The 17,602-nt window shown below is 67.2% G+C and carries 15 protein-coding genes; 7 read left to right on the forward strand and 8 right to left on the reverse strand.

Annotation, left to right across the window (positions count from 1 at the left end; all coding sequences use genetic code 11):
- Nucleotides 1–12: 12 nt before the first annotated feature.
- Both D5S18_RS11550 and D5S18_RS11555 read right to left on the reverse strand, forming a co-directional pair.
- On the reverse strand, nt 13–1,002 hold the full coding sequence (locus D5S18_RS11550) for a bile acid:sodium symporter family protein (protein WP_120039770.1): 990 nt from the start codon (nt 1,000–1,002) through the stop codon (nt 13–15).
- A gap of 176 nt (nt 1,003–1,178) precedes the next feature.
- Nucleotides 1,179–1,580: an SdpI family protein gene (locus tag D5S18_RS11555; RefSeq protein ID WP_120039771.1), complete on the reverse strand. Its 402-nt coding sequence runs from the start codon at nt 1,578–1,580 to the stop codon at nt 1,179–1,181.
- A gap of 239 nt (nt 1,581–1,819) precedes the next feature.
- Here D5S18_RS11555 and leuS point away from each other — a divergent pair, with 239 nt between their 5' ends.
- A complete protein-coding gene (gene leuS, locus D5S18_RS11560; protein ID WP_120039772.1) occupies nt 1,820–4,663 on the forward strand; it encodes a leucine--tRNA ligase in 2,844 nt (947 codons plus the stop codon).
- 37 nt (nt 4,664–4,700) lie between these two features.
- On the opposite strand, the gene D5S18_RS11565 is transcribed toward leuS, so the two are convergent.
- The 3 genes from D5S18_RS11565 to D5S18_RS11575 all read right to left on the reverse strand — a co-directional run bounded on the left by D5S18_RS11565 (nt 4,701) and on the right by D5S18_RS11575 (nt 7,177).
- Nucleotides 4,701–5,495, reverse strand: a complete 795-nt coding sequence (locus D5S18_RS11565) for a polysaccharide deacetylase family protein (RefSeq protein ID WP_239003676.1) — start codon at nt 5,493–5,495, stop codon at nt 4,701–4,703.
- Nucleotides 5,496–5,541: 46 nt separating this feature from the next.
- Nucleotides 5,542–6,168: a polysaccharide deacetylase family protein gene (locus D5S18_RS11570; RefSeq protein ID WP_239003677.1), complete on the reverse strand. Its 627-nt coding sequence runs from the start codon at nt 6,166–6,168 to the stop codon at nt 5,542–5,544.
- 325 nt (nt 6,169–6,493) lie between these two features.
- Nucleotides 6,494–7,177: an SDR family oxidoreductase gene (locus D5S18_RS11575; RefSeq protein WP_120039773.1), complete on the reverse strand. Its 684-nt coding sequence runs from the start codon at nt 7,175–7,177 to the stop codon at nt 6,494–6,496.
- 162 nt (nt 7,178–7,339) lie between these two features.
- Here D5S18_RS11575 and ggh point away from each other — a divergent pair, with 162 nt between their 5' ends.
- Both ggh and D5S18_RS11585 read left to right on the forward strand, forming a co-directional pair.
- A complete protein-coding gene (gene ggh, locus D5S18_RS11580) occupies nt 7,340–8,677 on the forward strand; it encodes a glucosylglycerate hydrolase (RefSeq protein ID WP_120039775.1) in 1,338 nt (445 codons plus the stop codon).
- Between the two features lie 70 nt (nt 8,678–8,747).
- Nucleotides 8,748–9,473, forward strand: a complete 726-nt coding sequence (locus D5S18_RS11585) for a glycoside hydrolase family 25 protein (protein ID WP_120039777.1) — start codon at nt 8,748–8,750, stop codon at nt 9,471–9,473.
- A gap of 43 nt (nt 9,474–9,516) precedes the next feature.
- On the opposite strand, the gene D5S18_RS11590 is transcribed toward D5S18_RS11585, so the two are convergent.
- A complete protein-coding gene (locus D5S18_RS11590) occupies nt 9,517–10,317 on the reverse strand; it encodes a hypothetical protein (RefSeq protein ID WP_120039780.1) in 801 nt (266 codons plus the stop codon).
- 3 nt (nt 10,318–10,320) lie between these two features.
- A complete protein-coding gene (locus D5S18_RS11595; protein ID WP_120039782.1) occupies nt 10,321–10,884 on the reverse strand; it encodes a lipoprotein LpqH in 564 nt (187 codons plus the stop codon).
- 113 nt (nt 10,885–10,997) lie between these two features.
- Between D5S18_RS11595 and D5S18_RS35640 the strand changes: the two genes are divergently transcribed.
- Genes D5S18_RS35640 through D5S18_RS11615 form a run of 4 tightly spaced genes read left to right on the forward strand, consistent with a single transcriptional unit; the run spans nt 10,998 to nt 16,688 of the window.
- A complete protein-coding gene (locus D5S18_RS35640) occupies nt 10,998–12,530 on the forward strand; it encodes a hypothetical protein (protein WP_239003678.1) in 1,533 nt (510 codons plus the stop codon).
- A complete protein-coding gene (locus D5S18_RS11605) occupies nt 12,527–13,702 on the forward strand; it encodes a proline dehydrogenase family protein (protein ID WP_120039785.1) in 1,176 nt (391 codons plus the stop codon). The genes D5S18_RS35640 and D5S18_RS11605 overlap by 4 nt, the downstream gene beginning before the upstream one ends.
- A 2-nt stretch (nt 13,703–13,704) precedes the next feature.
- Entirely contained in the window at nt 13,705–15,438 is a 1,734-nt protein-coding gene (locus D5S18_RS11610; protein ID WP_120039787.1) for a hypothetical protein, read from the forward strand.
- Nucleotides 15,435–16,688 (forward strand): CHAT domain-containing protein, encoded by a 1,254-nt coding sequence (locus D5S18_RS11615; protein ID WP_120039789.1) that lies wholly within the window; start codon nt 15,435–15,437, stop codon nt 16,686–16,688. The genes D5S18_RS11610 and D5S18_RS11615 overlap by 4 nt, the downstream gene beginning before the upstream one ends.
- Nucleotides 16,689–16,696: 8 nt before the next feature.
- On the opposite strand, the gene D5S18_RS11620 is transcribed toward D5S18_RS11615, so the two are convergent.
- The gene (locus D5S18_RS11620; protein WP_120039792.1) at nt 16,697–17,572 is read right to left on the reverse strand and encodes a TIGR03564 family F420-dependent LLM class oxidoreductase; all 876 of its coding nucleotides are present in this window, start codon (nt 17,570–17,572) and stop codon (nt 16,697–16,699) included.
- Nucleotides 17,573–17,602: the final 30 nt, after the last annotated feature.

Consider the following 17,602-nt stretch of genomic DNA (forward strand, 5'->3'; position numbering starts at 1 on the left):
CGTGCCGGCGCCTCAGGCCGTTTCGGCCAGATCCGCCGCCGCGTCACGCGACCAGCGCTGCGCCAATACCGCGCAGGTCATCAGCTGGATCTGGTGGAACATCATCAGCGGCAGCACGATCAAGCCGATCGGCTGCCCCGCGAAAAGCACCGTGGCCATGGGCAATCCGGTGGCCAGACTCTTCTTCGACCCGCAGAAGACGATAACGATCCGATCCCCGCGATCGAAACCGAGCGTGCGACCGATCAGCGCCGTCAACCCGAGCACGATCGCCAAGAGCACGGCGCAGACCGCGGCCAGGGCGACAATGCGCCACGGCGAGAGCATATGCCAGATGCCCTCCACCATTCCCGCGCTGAACGCGCTGTAGACCACCAGCAGAATCGAACCCCGATCGACCAGTTTGGTGGGTTCGGCATAGCGGCGCAGCAGACCGATCACCTTGGGCCGGATCAGCTGACCGATCAGGAACGGCACCAGCAATTGCAGCACGATATCCACGATCGAGGAGACCTCGACATTCGCCTCGCCCGTGGTGTTCATCAGCGCGATCACCAGCAGCGGAGTCACGAAGACGCCCAGCAGATTCGAGGTGGTCGCACTCACGATCGCGCCCGGCACATTGCCTTTCGCGATGGAGGTAAATGCGATCGAGGACTGCACCGTGGACGGGACCAGACACAGGAACAGCAGACCGGTGTACAGATCATCGGTCAGCACATGGGGTTTGAGCACCGCCGCGGCCAAGCCGAGCAGCGGGAACAGCAGGAAGGTGCAGCCGAGCACCACCAGGTGCAGCCGCCAATGCGTCAGACCCGCCAGCGCCTCGCGCGGGGACAGCCGAGTGCCGTAGAGCAGGAACAGCACCGCGATGGCGATCTTCGTCGCCCAGGCCACCACCTCCGCCCCGGTGCCTCGGGCGGGGAAGACACTCGCGACCGCGACCGTGGCAAGTATCGCGAGGATGAACCCGTCGATGGACAGCTTGCTCAGGAATCGCACGGACTCACGCTAACGGTGGCGGCCTCGCGCCGAGTGATCAACCTCGCAGCAACTAGGCGTACCTCCGCCTTCGCTCCGGCCATGCGCAGGTCTGCGGACAGCTTCGCAGGCAGCGCCAGTTGGCGTACCTCCGCCTTCGCTCCGGCCATGCGCAGGTTCAAGGGCGGCGGTGTTTGTCAGGCGCCGCACGCATCGCGCAATGAGCACGCGCCGCAGGAGCTCCCGCAACCGCCCGCGGCGGGAACGGGGGCGAGCCGGGCCGCGGCCGCAGCCGCCGCGTTCGCGCCGCTGCCGAGGGTGAACACCGCGAGCACGCCCACCACGATCGGCACCGCGAGCGCGAGCGGACCGGAGGCGACGTAGGTGACCAGACCGCCGGCGAACAGCAGTGCGCCCGCCGCGACCGAGGTGGGGGCGGCGACGCGATTGGCCAGGCGGAAGCTCTCGACGCTGGCGAGGGCGGCCTCGGTGTGCACACCGACGAAGCGGTTGCGCGGCAGCCGACCCGTCAGCCCGAGCAACCCGGTGGCGATGGCCACCGCAGCCAGTACGAACAGGACTAGAGCGACGACGAACACCGAATCAGGCTAACGCACCGACTCCACCGCGCCGCCGTGGTGTGGCACACCCTTATCAAGCGCGGTGTGGCACACCCTTTCAAGCGCGGTGTGGCACACCCTTTCAGGTCCGGTGTGGCACACCTTTCAAACACGGCGTGACACAGGCGGGCGCGGCCCTTGGTAAATCCGGTTGGGGGCACGTTCTACCCTGATAGGCGAAGTTTGTCGAGGATCGGCGCGAACAAGAAGGCAGGACCGTGCAGGACACCCGTGCAACCGAGAGCGATGTACCCGAGCACCGGTACAGCGCGGAGCTTGCCGGCCGCATCGAGCGCCGGTGGCAGCGGACGTGGAACGAGCGCGGGACCTTCCACGCGCCCAATCCGGTAGGTCCGCTCGCGGGTCCCACCCCGGCCGACAAACTCTTCGTGCAGGACATGTTCCCGTATCCCTCGGGCGCGGGTCTGCATGTCGGTCACCCGCTCGGCTATATCGCCACCGATGTATTCGCGCGCTTTCACCGCATGCACGGCCGCAATGTGCTGCACGCGCTGGGTTACGACGCGTTCGGCCTGCCCGCCGAGCAGTACGCGGTGCAGACGGGCACGCATCCCCGGATCACGACCGAAGCGAATATGGCCACCATGCAGCGCCAGTTGGATCGGCTCGGCCTGGGCCACGACAGACGTCGCTCATTCGCGACCACCGATCCCGAGTACTACCGCTGGACGCAGTGGATCTTCCTGCGCATCTACAACGCCTGGTACGACGAGGACCTGCGCCGCGCCCGCCCGATCGCGGAACTGGCCGCCGAATTCGCCTCCGGCGTGCGCCACACCCCCGACGGCCGCGCCTGGGCGGCGCTGAGCCGGGCCGAGCGCGACGCGGTGCTCGATTCCCATCGCCTGGTCTATCAGACAGATTCGATGGTCAACTGGTGTCCCGGTCTGGGCACGGTGCTGTCCAACGAGGAGGTCACCGCCGAGGGCCGCAGCGAGCGCGGCAACTTCCCGGTCTTCCGGAAGCGGTTGTGGCAGTGGATGATGCGCATCACCGCCTACGCGGACCGCCTGGTCGACGATCTGGACCATCTGGACTGGCCCGAGAACGTGAAGTCCATGCAGCGCAACTGGATCGGGCGTTCGCGCGGCGCGCAGGTGCGTTTCGATTCTCCTGCGGGCGCCATCGAGGTGTTCACCACTCGACCCGACACCCTCTACGGCGCGACCTACGTGGTGCTGGCGCCGGAACACGACCTGGTCGACGGGTTGGCCGCCGCGCAGTGGCCTGTGGGCACTGATCCGCGCTGGATCGGCGCGTCCGCGAATCCGGTGGAAGCCGTTGCGGCCTACCGCAAGTCGATCGCGGCCAAATCCGATCTGGAACGCCAGGAGAGCAAGGAGAAGACGGGCGTCTTCCTCGGCGCGTACGCCACCAACCCGGCCGATGGCGCGGCCGTGCCGATCTTCATCGCCGACTACGTGCTCAGCGGCTACGGCACCGGCGCGATCATGGCGGTGCCCGGTCACGACCACCGCGACCACGAATTCGCGGGTGCTTTCGGGCTGCCCATCGTCGAGGTCGTCGCGGGCGGCGATATCACCGCGGGCGCGCACAGCGGCGGCGGCGAGATCGTGAATTCGGGCTTCCTGAACGGTCTTTCGATCGAACAGGCCAAGGCGGCCATGATCGCGAAACTGGAGGCCGACGGCCACGGGCGCGGCACCATCCAGTACAAGCTGCGCGACTGGCTCTTCGCCCGCCAGCGCTACTGGGGCGAACCGTTCCCCATCGTCTACGACGAGCACGGCGCACCGCACGCGCTGCCGGAATCCATGCTGCCCGTACGGCTTCCGGAACTCGACGATTTCGCGCCGGTCACCTTCGACCCGGACGACGCCGGATCCGAACCGTCCCCGCCGCTGGCCAAGGCCACCGACTGGGTCCATGTGGAGCTGGATCTGGGCGAGGGACCCAAGCGCTACCGCCGCGACACCAATGTCATGCCCAACTGGGCGGGCAGTTCCTGGTATCAACTGCGCTACGCCGATCCCACCAATGCCGAGCAGTTCTGCGCCAAGGAGAACGAGCAGTACTGGCTCGGCCCGCGCACCGGCGAGCACGGCCCGCAGGATCCGGGTGGCGTCGACCTGTACGTCGGCGGCGTCGAACACGCGGTGCTGCACCTGCTGTACTCGCGCTTCTGGCAGAAGGTGCTGTTCGACCTGGGCGATGTCTCCGGCAGCGAGCCCTACCGTCGACTGTTCAACCAGGGCTACATCCAGGCGTTCGCCTACACCGATGAGCGCGGCGCCTACATTCCCGCCGCCGAGGTCGTCGAGCGTGGTGGCAAATTCTTCTGGACCGATGCCGAGGGCGTCGAGGCCGAGGTGTTCCAGGAGTACGGCAAGATCGGCAAATCACTGAAGAACGCCATCTCCCCCGATGAGATGTGCGACCTGTACGGCGCCGATACTTTCCGCTTCTACGAGATGGCGATGGGTCCGCTGGACACCTCCCGGCCCTGGGCCACGAAGGATGTCGTCGGCGCGCACCGCTTCCTGCAGCGGCTGTGGCGGCTGGTGGTGGACGAGGAATCCGGCGCGGTCCGGGTCACCGACGCCGCACCCACCGACGAGACGCTGCGCCTGCTGCACCGCACCATCGCGGGCGTGGACGAGGATTTCGCCGCGATGCGCGACAATACGGCGGGCGCGAAACTCATCGAGCTGACCAACCACCTCACCAAGAACTATCCGGCCGGCGCGCCGCGCGCGGTGGTCGAGCCCGCGGTGCTCATGCTGGCTCCGCTGGCCCCGCATATCGCCGAGGAACTGTGGGAGCGCCTGGGCCACAACGCATCCCTGGCGCACGGCCCGTTCCCCGTCGCCGATCCCGCACTGCTGGTCGAGGATTCGGTCGAATACCCGATCCAGGTGAATGGCAAGGTGCGCAGTCGGATTCAGGTGCCCGCCGACGCGGACGCCTCCGCCATCGAGGCCGCGGCCCTGGCCGATGAGCGCATCGCCGAACTGCTCGGCGGGGCCGCACCGCGCAAGCTCATCGTGGTTCCCGGCAGACTCGTCAACATCGTCGCGTGAAAGACGGTGGCGGCGAAGGAATTTCGCCGCCTCCGCCTCAGCGCGGGGGAGCCAGCACGTCGTTGAGCGTCACCATGGACAGCTTGCGCTCGGTGATGATGTCCACCAGTTGCGGATAGCAGTGGGTGACTGCCGGGGCGTTGGCATGTCCGATGACGATGGTCTGCGGATTGAAATACTTACGGGCACACTCGATCAGGTACTCCTCGGTGATCACCCCGGAATCCGAGAGCGATCCGTACCACATGGTGGGCACCGTGTAGCCGAGGTCGGCGGCCACCTTGTCGACGGTGGCATTGTGTCGACCGTAGGGCGGGCGGAAATACGGTGTGCCGTCGGTGCCGAAATTGTCGCGCAGGAAATTCTTGGACCGCTCGAGCTGGGACTTGATCCCCGCGGTCGAGAGTTTGGTCAGGTCGGCGTGATCCCAGGTGTGGTTGCCGAGTTGGATCTGACCCGAATCCACCAGCGGCCGCAGCGCGTTGCGATGGATGGTCCAGGAATCGTAGTAGGCGGTGACGAAGAAGGTGAAGCGCGCGCCCGTATCCTTGGCGAACCGGATGTACGCGCCCACCACCTCGGGACTCGCACCATCGTCCACCGTGAGCGCCATGCAGGCGCCATTGCCGGGTAGCGCCGTGATGGTCGCCGCCGGGATCGGAGTCTTCGGCCCGCCCGGCGGCGGGGGTAGCAGCGGCGGGGGCGGGGCAGGCGGGAGCAAATTGCCCGCCGAACCACTGCCGATCGGTTCGCCCTCGGCGACCGACGTGCACCCCGTGAGCGCCACCGCGGCACCCGCGGCCAGCAGCGACAAAATCCGGCGTCTATCCACTCGTAAAACCTGACCTAGCTCGACCTGCGTTGTGGCATCGGGATTCTCACCCCGGAGGTATTAAGACATCATTAAGGGTGACCAACCGCAGGTCCCGCTCGCGCAGAATCTGCCCGTACTCGCCGAATACGCGGGTCACCGAGAGCTGATTGGCGTGCCCAAGGACAATCGCGCCCTGGTTGAACGATTTACGCGCCATCTGCGCCACCACCTGCTCGGTGACGATCACGCCATCACCGATCACACCGCTCCACAGGGTCGGCACCGTGTAGCCGAGATCCGCGGCGACCCGGTCGACCGTCGCGTTGTGGCGGCCGTACGGGGGGCGGAAATAGGGCGTGCCATCCGTGCCGAAGTTGTCCCACAGCCAATCCTTCGCCCTCCGCAACTGCGACGCGACAGCGTCGGCCGACAGTTTCGTCAGATCCGGGTGATCCCAACTGTGATTGCCGACCTGCACCTGCCCCGAATCCACCAGCGGCCGCAACGCGTCCCGATGGATCCGCCACGACTCGTAGTACGCGGTCACGAAGAACGTCAGCCGCGCCCCCGTGTCCCGCGCGAACCGCAGATAAGCGCCAAGCACTTCCGGATTCGCCCCGTCATCGATGGTCAATGCCATCGCATTCCCCGGAATCGGCAGCGAACTCAACACCCCCGGACCGATGGGCACCCGCCCATCCGGCGGCGCGCCCCCCGGAGTCCCACCACCCGACCCCGTGAATATCGGATCCCCCCAAGCAACGCCACCACCAGCCAAAACCCCGGCTGCTCCCGCTGCGACAACCCCGAACAAACGCCGTCTATCCAACCCAAACCGGCCTAACTCGACATGACCGAGATCACGCCGCACTGATGCGATACATCATCCGCACCCTACCCACCGCAGGTGACGAAGTCCCGAATTACTTCCAACGGCGAGCACAACTCCGCCCGCCGGGTACATCGCCGGACCCTCGACCACCGTCCGCCCGCCGCATCCAGTTCACAGCCAGAGGTCAGCGGGGGCGGAGGGTTATTTCGGTGGGGTGGGCGTCGGGGGGTGTGGTCAGGGCCTGGTGGATGGCTCGGGCGACGGTTTCGGGCTGAAGGTATTTGGTGGGGTCGTAGGGGCGGGATTCGTGGGCGTGGACGGCGCGCTGCATGTCGGTGGCGGTGCGGCCGGGGTAGATGGAGGTGACGCGGAGGGTGGGTTCTTCTTGGCGGAGGGCGTCGGCGAAGGCGCGCAGGCCGAATTTGCTGGCGGCGTAGGAGGCCCAGCCGGGGTTGGCACGTTGGCCCGCGCCTGAATTGACCAGGACCACATGGCCGTTCGCGGTGCGGAGAGCGGGGAGGAGGAGGCGGGTCAGTTCGGCGACGGCGATCAGGTTGGCCTCCAGGGTTTTTCGCCACTGGTCGACGGTGGAGTCGGCGATGGTGTCCAGATCGGCGACGCCCGCGTTGTGGATGAGAACGTCGAGGCGTTCGATGCCCGCGGTGGCGGCGGCCACGGCCGAGTAGTCGGTGAGTTCAACGGGCCAGCCTGTGGCAGTGGGTAATTCGGCGAGGACGGGTGCGAGGGCGGCGGGGGTGCGCGCGCCGAGCAGCAATTCGTAGTCGGGGTGGAGGGTGCGGGCTATCGCGGCGCCGAGGCCGCGGCTCGCCCCCGTGATGAGGGCGCGTGGTTTCGAGGTCGCGGTCATAGGGTCACCGTATCCCTCACGCGGTAAGGCACGCCTGATGGGCACGTAGCGTCGCCGACGCCCGCGACGATTAACGCCTACATGACGGGGTATGTGCAGGGGATTGGTTCGGCGACTGTGGGGGCGCGAGCGTACCTACCGGTGACATCGCAGAATAGGGGGGTGGCACATCCAGGTTTCACTCCGACGCAGTTGGCGGCGCGCGCCGCCTACCTGCTGCGCGGCAATGACCTGGGCACGATGACCAGTGCCGCGCCCAGACTGTATCCGCATATGTGGAGTTGGGATGCCGCGTTCGTCGCGGTCGGTTTGGCCCCGCTCAGCGTCGAGCGGGCGGTGACGGAGTTGGACACGCTGCTCTCGGCGCAGTGGAAGAACGGGATGATCCCGCACATCGTCTTCGCCAACGGTGTGGACGGTTACTTTCCCGGCCCGGCCCGGTGGGAGTGCCGCACCCTCGCGGCGAATGCCCCCGACGGTCCCGACACCTCCGGTATCACTCAGCCGCCGGTTCATGCCATCGCGGTGCAGCGCATCCTCGATCATTCCCGCCGACACGGTCGCAGCACGCGCGCGGTGGCCGAGGAGTTCCTCAACCGCCGCTGGTCGGATCTGCTGCGCTGGCATCGCTGGTTGGCGCAGGCCCGCGACCCGAAGGAGACGGGCCGCATCACCCTGTATCACGGTTGGGAGTCCGGGATGGACAACTCGCCGCGCTGGGATCGCGCCTACGCCAATGTGATTCCCGGCGAGCTGCCGCCTTATCGACGCGCCGATATCGCGGTGGTCACCGATCCCACCCAGCGGCCGACCGACCGCGAATACGACCGCTACCTATGGTTGGTCGAGCAGATGCGCCGCGCCAACTATGACGATTTCCAACTGGCCTCGACGATGAGTTTCGCGGTCGAGGATGTTTTCGTGACCGCGATCTTCGCCCTGTCGTGCGAGGTGCTGGCTCAGATCGGCGAGGAGTATCGCCAGCCGAATGCCGAGGTGCGCGAACTGTATTCGTGGGCGGATCGGTTTCGTGCGGGGGTGCTCGCCACCACGCAGGCCCGCACCGGAGCGGCCCGCGATTTCGATGTGCGCCTGCAGCGCTGGATCACTACCGAGACGCTGGCTGTCTTCGCGCCGCTGCTGTGCGGTGGGCTGCCGCGCGAGACCGAGCGCACTCTGTTGCGACTTTTCGAGGGTCCGCGCTACTGCGGGCATCCGGATCTGCGTTACGCGCTGCCGCCTTCGGCCTCGCCGGTGTCGAAGGATTTCCGTCCGCGCGAGTACTGGCGCGGCCCGGTGTGGCCGGTGATGAGTTGGTTGTTCTCCTGGGTGTTCGCCCGGCGCGGTTGGGCCGAACGCGCCTACATGCTGCGCGCCGAGGGTCTGCGTCAGGCGGGTGACGGCAGTTTCGCCGAGTACTACGAACCGTTCACCGGCGAGCCGCTCGGCAGTATGCAGCAGTCGTGGACGGCGGCGTGTGTCCTGGACTGGCTCGGTTGAGCAACCGTTTCGCAAACGCCACGTGTGAAACTCTGGTCACAGCCGCAACAGCCGGCTATCGTCGAACCCCATGGATACCCATGGTCGGAGCATTACCCTGCGACGTCGTGTTTCCGTACTGTCCCTGATCGCCCTCGCCGGCATCCTCCCCGCGACCACCGCGGCGGCCACCCCGACCGGACCGGATGTGTCGTCCTGGCAGCACATCGACGGCAGACTCATCGACTGGTTCTCGGTCAAACGCGCGGGCCACGATTTCGCGATGCTCAAGGCCACCGAGGGCCTCGGCTACGTCAACCCGTACTTCATCCCCGACAGCCTGCTCATGCGCACGGCAGGCGTCGCCCGCGGCACCTACCACTTCGCCAGGCCGAGCCTGCCGCCGGAACCGCAGGCCGCGCTCTACGCCGCGGTCGTTCTCGGCCAGAACGGCCCGCTCGATCTGCCGCCGGTGCTCGATCTGGAGGATTCGGGCGGCCTCGCACCGGCCGCGCTCATCGACTGGACCCACCGCTACCTGAATACCGCACGGGCGCTGACCGGTCGCCTGCCGATCATCTACACCTATCCCAATTTCTGGAAGACGGCGATGGCCGACAGCGCCGAATTCACCCGCTACCCGCTGTGGATCGCCGACTACCGCGGCAATGAGACTCCGGAGGTGCCCGGCGGCTGGTCGACCTGGACCTTCTGGCAGACCACCGACCGCGGCAGCATTCCCGGCATCCAGGGCGGGACGGATCTCAATGTCTACAGCGGGGCGCAGGGCGATTTCCTCCACTTCGCCAATATGTGAACGAATCCGCCACGCCCGCAAGGGATGTGGCGGATTCGCTTGCTCACGCATTGACGGCGAGAACGAGGACGACCTCCTGCTCGTCACCGGGCAGGTAGCGCACCTGAACGATCCGACCGACCTGCACCTGACCAATCGCGGTGGGCGACAAGAACTTATTCACCCGCGTCGCGAATATTGTTCCGTCCGGCCGGGTTACAGCGAGCTCGAGTTCGACCTTGGTGTGGCCGTCGCGAATCTCGCCGGGCACCGCCAGTTCGCGCACCACCGCCTGCGCCGCGACCCCGCGCGCGGCGATATCCAGTTTCGCCGGGGTAGTGAACCCTTTGCCGATCATGGCCGCGTTCATCGCCTGCTGCGCCGCCGCGCGGTCGCCGGACAGGTCGATCTCGACCCGGTCGCGGTGGTCGGGGCGATAGCGCACCGGCAGCACCACACCGGGTTGCAGCAGCGATATTTCCGTCAGCGGCACAATCATTTTCGCGTGGGCATCGAAGGTCTCGCCGTCCGCGCCCTCCACACTCAACTCGATCCGCACCTGCGGTTGATCATTGACCGTCAGCCCGGTCTGCCGAAATGACCGGATGGTGCCCAGCCCGACCGGAGCCTGCCGGAACTCCCCGCTATTGCGGCCCGTCAGCGCCTGCAGGAGACCTTCACCGGTGAAAGCGAAAACCATGGGCAGCACGGTGACCGCGACGATCGGCAATGCCAACTGCGGACCGACCCAACCGCCACCGATATCGAACGGATCATCGCCGGTGTAGGTCAGCCCGTGCCAGATGTAGTAGCCGATCGCCACCACGGCCAGGGCGACGGCCACCCAGCGGATTCTCGAGCGCATGACTCATCCGCCGACAATGGTGGAGCAGGCGAAGGTGATATCGAATTTCTCGGTCTTGACCCCTGCCATCGGATTGGCCGCATCGATGCCGCCGATGCCTTCGCCGGTGATGTGGTAGGTGTTGCCGTCCTTGCTGAGCTTGGCCGAACCGCCAGGGGCGCCATTGCCGTAGCCGAGGGCCAAGGGCTGACCGTTGGCGCCGCCCTTGCTGCCCGCGATGGCGACGGCCTGCACGGTATCCGAGCCGGTGATGGTCGCGCCCACCGAGAGGTTGCCGTAGGTGGCATTGCCGGTATCGGTCAGGGCCAGGGCCAGGTTGCCGCCCTGTTTGGCGCAGTTCGTCTGGAAATTGCCCTCGAGGGCCTTGCCGTCGATCGATGCGGCGGACTTTCCGCCCGCCGAAGGTGCGGGCGCGGCCGAGGAACCCGCCGCCGAGGAGGTGGCTGCCTGCGCGCTGCTGCTGCTCGAACTGGACTTGTTCGAGTTGTCACTGCACCCGGTGAGGAGAAGCGCGACGGCGGCGGAGGCGGTGACTGCGGTGACGGCCAAGCGGATCGACGTATTCATGAGGAACCTCGCTTCGTGCCGGCCCGTGGATCGAGCCGTTGGGCTCACGGTAGGAACCCACCCGCCCCTACCGATCACGGGTTTCGCCGCTGCGACTCCGTTAACCTGGACGAATGCGAAGATCGCGCGCCATGGTGCTCGACGAGGTATGGCGCGGACTCACCGGAGTGGAGGCGCTCAGCGGACCACATGGCGGCCCCCTGCGACGCACCGTCAAACTCATCGTCGACCCGCTAGTGCTGCGTCCCGTCCAGTTTCCGGCCTGCGCCGGTCCGACCCTCACCGCCGACGGCGCACTGCTGCTCACCGCCCGCCTCAATGCCGCCGCCGACGCTCTGGCCGCCACCGCCGCCTGGTTCACCCTGCTCAAACAGGTGCGTCGGGCGCTGCGCATCACCTCGGGCAACCCGCAGGACCGCTATTTCCAGCGCTGTTTCGAACTCGCCACCCAGTCCGGAATGCCGGACCCGGTCCGCGACCGGCCCGTCGCCGAGGCCGCGCTGCGCGATATCCACGACAATTCCGCCGGACGCACCACGCAGGCGCTTAGGGAGTATCTGGGGGACCCGGTGCGGGCGCGAGAACTGACCGAATTGTTGGAGGTGGCGTGGGGGCGGCGGCCCGGCTCCGAAATTCCTTCCCGGAAGAATGAATCCGGGTTCGCCGAACTGCTAGACACCTGTCCGGATGGCCGGGCGGAATCGACGTTGGATGGGCTACTGGCCGCCCACGCCGGGACGCATTTCGGAATTAGACTGTGGCACAGCGATTTTCTCGAATCGGAAGCACTCGGCGCCCGCGATCTCGGACTCACCGCGCATCCGCTGCCTCGTCGCCCCGATGTGGGTGCCACCGCTTCGACGGCCGACCTCGGCATCGCCTTCGACCGCACCATATTCGAACGCATATTCACTGTGCTACAGGGATCGAGCGAACGCGCCGATCTACCCTCCGTCCCGGACCTCGTCACCACCGAGGTCGCGCGGAGCTGCGCGCCGTGGGCATTGCTCGATGAGACGCTTCGGGTCGCGGCGACGGCGGGAGTCTTTCTGGCGGTGGGACTTTCGCCTTTCGGCAGTACCGATCGGGCGAGCGCCGGTCCTGGTATCGGCGAAACTGCCGCGCATCGCGTGATCAACAGCCGGTGGCGGCGGGAAGGGTATGTCCTGCAGGCGCGTCGACTCGCCATTGATACCTCCCTGGCCACTACGGTGATTCGAGAGCCCGCCCCAGGCGGAGTAGCCGGTGCTGCGCCCGCCAAGATGACCAAAGTGCTTGTGCAAGCGAGTCTTTCGGCTGGCGTTGCGACAACCACAGAGACACTCGCGGGTGCCGATTCGACTTCCGCCGGCGAGCCGGATATCGAAACATTCAGTGGCGCCCTAGCTGCCGGTTCCGAAACATCCACTCCTTCAGTACCATTCGGCCCGCTGACGGCTATCGCAGCGGAATTGCGCGCGCCTTGGCGGCTCTACCTGCGCAGGCTGTGGGTGCGCCTGCACGGCCGCGATGTCCGAGAGAACTCGGTATCGGATGTAGGCGAACTGTGGAACCTCTTGGATGGCGTGGCCCGCTCGGTCATCCTCGATCACCGCATGCGAGTCAAACGAGCCCTCAGCGTCACCGCCCCGGAGATTCGACAATGACAACGGCGCACCTCCGACGCGACCCCGCAGGTCTGCTGATCATCACCCCACCCGACGCGCCATTGGTCACCGACGCGGAGCCACCCCTGGACACCTTGGTCCTCGAGGTATTCGGCGGACATTTGACCTGGAGTCTCCTGAGCGGACAACAGATTCCGGCCGCCGTCCTGGACGATACCGACCTCGCCCAGGACTGGCTGTGGGCGATCTACGGCGAGGCCGTCGCGCTCACGATCGCGGACCTCGAAGCGGGCGGGTCGGCATCGACTGCCGAATCCGGCAGGGCCGGAATCGAAGTGGTGGTCGACGCAGGCCGGCCGGCCCTGGCTACAGCGGCACGACGGTTGGCCTACGCGCACTGGGCGGCACGCTGGTGGCCCGCCTCGACTCTCGACGCGATCACACCGCTCGACGGCGGGTTGTTGGCGCAGGAGATCGCCGAACTGACAACCGAATGCGAGGCACTGGTCGACGGTGCGGACGCGATGGTCGAGGAGGTCGAGCCGGTGCGCGCCGCTCGGGCGAACGACTACGCACTCGCCGCCGGCGAGCTGAACACAGCGGAATTCACCCTTGCCACCGGCACATCTGGATGGGACTGGCGACGCTGCCCACCCGGCCTGATCGATGCGGCAGAACAGGCCGTCACCTGGGAGTTCATCCGGGAGCGCGGGCTCAGTACGGTACGCGTCACCGCCGTGGCGGCGCCGGGGATGACGGCAACCCCCATGCCCGCGACCGGCCTGGAACCAGAGCCGAAATATCGAACAGCGCAGGCGTCGGGGAAAGCCACTACCGAAACAGCGGGTGTCGCATCGTCATCGGAGAACGCATCGACGCGGGAGATTCCGGCGGCGGCACCGACGGGTGCGGTTCCCGCACACCTGCGACCTCGGGCGCTCGTTCGAACGGCGACAGGGCTGGCCGAGGCGGGACTGATGTTGGAAGGCGATGCGTGGACCGGGGCGGCCATCGCGCCACCGGGCGCGGAATCCGGTCTCACCGTGGATGTTTACGTGCCCGGACTCGCCGCATTCGGCGCGGGCGAGGCAGGAGAGCGGCAGCAGGTGCGGGAGTTCGCGTTGGATCGACTGCGTGGGGCGCGGGAGAATCGTCCAGACGGGCACCTGCGTACCGAGATCGCCGCAGCAGCAGCGGATTCGGATTTCTGAAGGTGAACCGATCCGAAGGGGACGCGCTGCTGACGGCGGGTGCGCAGGCGTATGGGCGGGGCGAGATCGCCGAGGCGCTGCGCATTTTCGAGTTCGTGGCCGCGACCACCGAAGGGAATGCTCGGATCGCGGCGGTGGTGAATGCGGCAAGTGTCTACGACGAGCTCGGGCGGCATACCGAGGCCATCGACCGGTATCGCGCGGCGCTCGCCGAAATGCCGGACAGCGCTACGGAATTGCGCGCGGGCGCGTTGATCAATATGTCGCAGGCGCAGCAGCATCTGGGCGATCTCGATGGGGCCTATACCGCGCTGACGCTGGCGCGCGCCCTGCTGGCCGACGCCGAGGAACTGGGCACGCTGCGCACCGCCTGCCTGCTCTCGCTCACCGCGGTGGCCATGCATCGGCAGCAGTGGGAGCCCGCGCTCCAGATGTCGACCGAATCTCTCGATGCCGCACTGTGTTTCGCACCGCACCTGGCGGGACACGCGCTGATGAATATGGCGGGCATCCACTTCGAGACCGGCCGCCACGACCTGGCCGATGATTTCGCGGCTCAAGCCTTGGCCGCTTTCGAGGCGGCCGAGGACCGCAATGCGGTCGCCGAAACCCAACAGAATCTCGCCATCATGCGCATTCGCGCCGACCGCTCCGACGCCGAGGACTACCTGCTCCCCAGCCAGGAGTACTTCGAGCACGCCGGTTTCGGGCACCGCGCGGGCATCGGCCTCAAACTCCTGGGCTTCCTGGCGGAGGGCCACGCCGATCCGCACCGCGCCCGCGCCCTCTACCACCGAGCCCTCACCTACTTCCTGGAGACGGGTGCGAAACTCGACGCCGCCGACATCCGCATCCGCCTCGCCACCCTCCTCTTCACCGCCGAACCCGCCTACCCACCGGACGACGCGGTATTGCCGAGCGGAGACGCATCCGCGCTTACCGAGCGCATCGGCAGCGAAAGCAAAGCCCCCGGCAGCGCAACAAGCCATGACGTGGCATCCGCACCGCCGCCAAGTGGAAAGGAGTCCCCGTCCATAGACGCCCGGACCGCACGCGAAGGCGACTCGCCCACGAGCTCGCAGGTCGACGGCGAAGGCAATACCGCGGCCGAGGACCTGCCCGGCACGGTCGCCTCTCAGTTGAATGAGGCAAGCGCGTTGCTCGCGGCAGCGCGGCATACTTTCGCGGAGCTCGGGCTCGGATTGCACTGTGCGCAGTTGGATTTCTGGCATGCGGCACTGCTGGATTCGTTGGGGGTGTGGGATCGGGTGGTGTCGGTGGCGGCGGTGGATTTGGCGGTGCCCGCGGCGCTGGCGATCGATGCGGTGCGGTACACCATGCCCAGTGGGCGGCAACGGGATCGGTGGCATCGGGAGATCGCGGATCCGGCGCTGCGGTTGGCGTTTCGGTTGGCGCACCGGTGCGGTGACGTGGAGTTGCTGACCGACCTCATCGCGACCCGCTGTGCGGGGACGACATTGCATGTCGATCGGACCGAACACGCGGCGAGCCTGCGCATTCCGCTGGATATGGTCGAGCCGCCCCCGCCGCGGTCCAGCGCACCGCCGCTCGGATCGGCACTGGCGGCGGTCGCGGCAGGGGCGGGTTTCCCGGTGCCGCCACCGCCGAGGCTGGCCATCGCGCCCGACGGGCATATCGCCCTCGCCGCCTACATCACCGCGGCGGAACAGCGCTACGGCCGCGCCATTCGCAGTGATCGGACGATTTCGGCATGAATGCCCCAACGGTGCTGGTGCGCATGGCCGACGCGGGCGATCTGTATGTCTCGTGGCGGTGGGTCGACAGCGAGGTGCGCGGAATCGGGCGGACTCCACAGGACTCGGTCGCCGAAGCCCTACGCGACCTCGATGCGGCGCTGCCCGACCCCGGCGCGCCGGGCAGTCTCGAAAAGGCGCTCACCTGCGGCGCGTTCGCCGACCGATCAACTGAATATCAACTGGCCAAGTCTCTTTCGCGTACCTTCCTCCACGCAGAACTGGCCGAGCAGATCTCCGCCCACTACCGCTGCGGACGGCGTCCGCACCTCAGGATCCAGCCCGCCCCGCGCGTCGCAAGGGTCCCGTGGGAACTCCTCGCCCTGCATCCGGAGACCCGGCTCATCGACATGGCCGATATCAGCCTGCTCGCCCCCGCGGCCATTGCCGCCGATCCCTCGAGACGAGCGGACACCTGGGCGCAAACCCGCGACCTGCCGGTGGTCGCGGTACTCGATCCCCGCATCCCCGGCTTCCGCGCCGATTCCGCACTCGGCTCGGTACTCGGCCGGATGACAACGAACGCACCACTGCCCCGGCAGATTTCACGCTACGCGGCAGAGGGTCGCCTGATTCCGGAGATCACCGACCCGGTGGAGGCGTTCCGCCGCACCGATCTCGACCGCGACTGGCTGAGCACGGCCCTGTGTAAAGGCGCGGCCCGCCTGCTCTACGTCGGTCATGTGACCGCCGCGCCACCCGAATCCGGTCGCAGCGAATACTCCGAACTGCACCTGTCCTGCACTGCGGACACCCTAGGATTCGCCGCCCCGACCAGAACCCACCGCCCGTTCTCGGCCAAGGACCTATTGCTGGGCACCTACACACTCGCAGCCGAACCCTCTGCGGGACCGGATATTTGGCCGATCCCCGGCCGGGTGGCACTGATCGCCTGCGAGAGCGGCGGCGATCTGCGCTGCACCGAGACACTCGGCCTGGTCGGCGCGCTCCTGGACGCGGGCGCTCGACTGATCACCGCCACTCGATGGCCGCTGCCGACCGATCACGCCTTCCATCGCGTCGCGGGCCTCGCCGAGGATACGGTTCCGCTGCAAAATGCCGTCTGCGCCGTGGATTCCGCACACGAACAGGATGATCCGCTTGTCGCACTGGCGGATTGGCAGCGCGAACAGCTCAACGCGTGGCGCGAGAAGGGTGCGATTGCGCATTCCCCACTGCTGTGGTCGGCCTTCGCGAGCATCGCCGTGTAGCGGCGGTCTCACCGCGCGGGTATGCGTGATGGCCGCGAGCGGGACAATTCTCCGGCCAGTTCCAGTGTTCTCGCTTTCTCCTCGGCATCGCCGACCAGGCTGACCAGCAGGTCGGTCGCGCCCGCGGTGGCGTACGCGTCGATGGCGGCGGCGACGGTTTCCTCGTCCCCGGCGACAACGGTTTCCGCGACGTTGCGCTGGCCCTGGCGGTCGAGCAGCGCTCGGTAGCCGGCGAGATCGGAGGCGAAGCCGAGCAGTGCCGCGACTTCCGCGCGGACGGCGTCCGGTCTGTTCGTCACGCTCAGCATCACCGACGCGACGACGCGCGGGGCTTTCGCGACGGCGTCGATTCGCGGGCGGATATGGTCGGCGATCGTCGCCGGTGTCGTCCACACGGTGACGGTGCCGTCGGCCAGTTCGCCCGCGATGCGGAGCATGACCGGGCCGAGTGCGGACAGCAGCACCGGCGGTGGCTGCACGCTCGGCAGTTGCAGGTGACCGGCACCGGACAATTCGGTGCGCAGCGCGGTCAGGTACTCGCGGGTGTGCCGGGCGGGCCGGTCGAAGGACATGCCGTAGACGCCTTCGATGAACGGCTTGTGACTCGGGCCGACGCCGAGGGTGAACCGGTTTCCGGTGGCCGCCGCGACCGTGAGTGCCTGGGCGGCGAGCGCGATCGGGTGGCGTGGGTAGGTCGGCACGACGGCCGTGCCCAGTTCGATTCCCGGCACTGCCGCCCCGACGAGTGCCGCGACGACGAGCGGGTCCCACGTCAGAACCTGATTGAAGAACACGCTGCTCAGCCCGTGTTCGGCGGCGACACGCACCTGCTCGATCCGGGTTTCGATATCACATGGATCTCCGGCGTACAGGCCGATCCGCATGACCCCTCCAAGGTGAATTCTAGATTCCGC

This window comes from Nocardia panacis (genome assembly GCF_003598715.1).
In the GTDB taxonomy this organism is placed as follows: Bacteria; Actinomycetota; Actinomycetes; order Mycobacteriales; family Mycobacteriaceae; genus Nocardia; species Nocardia panacis.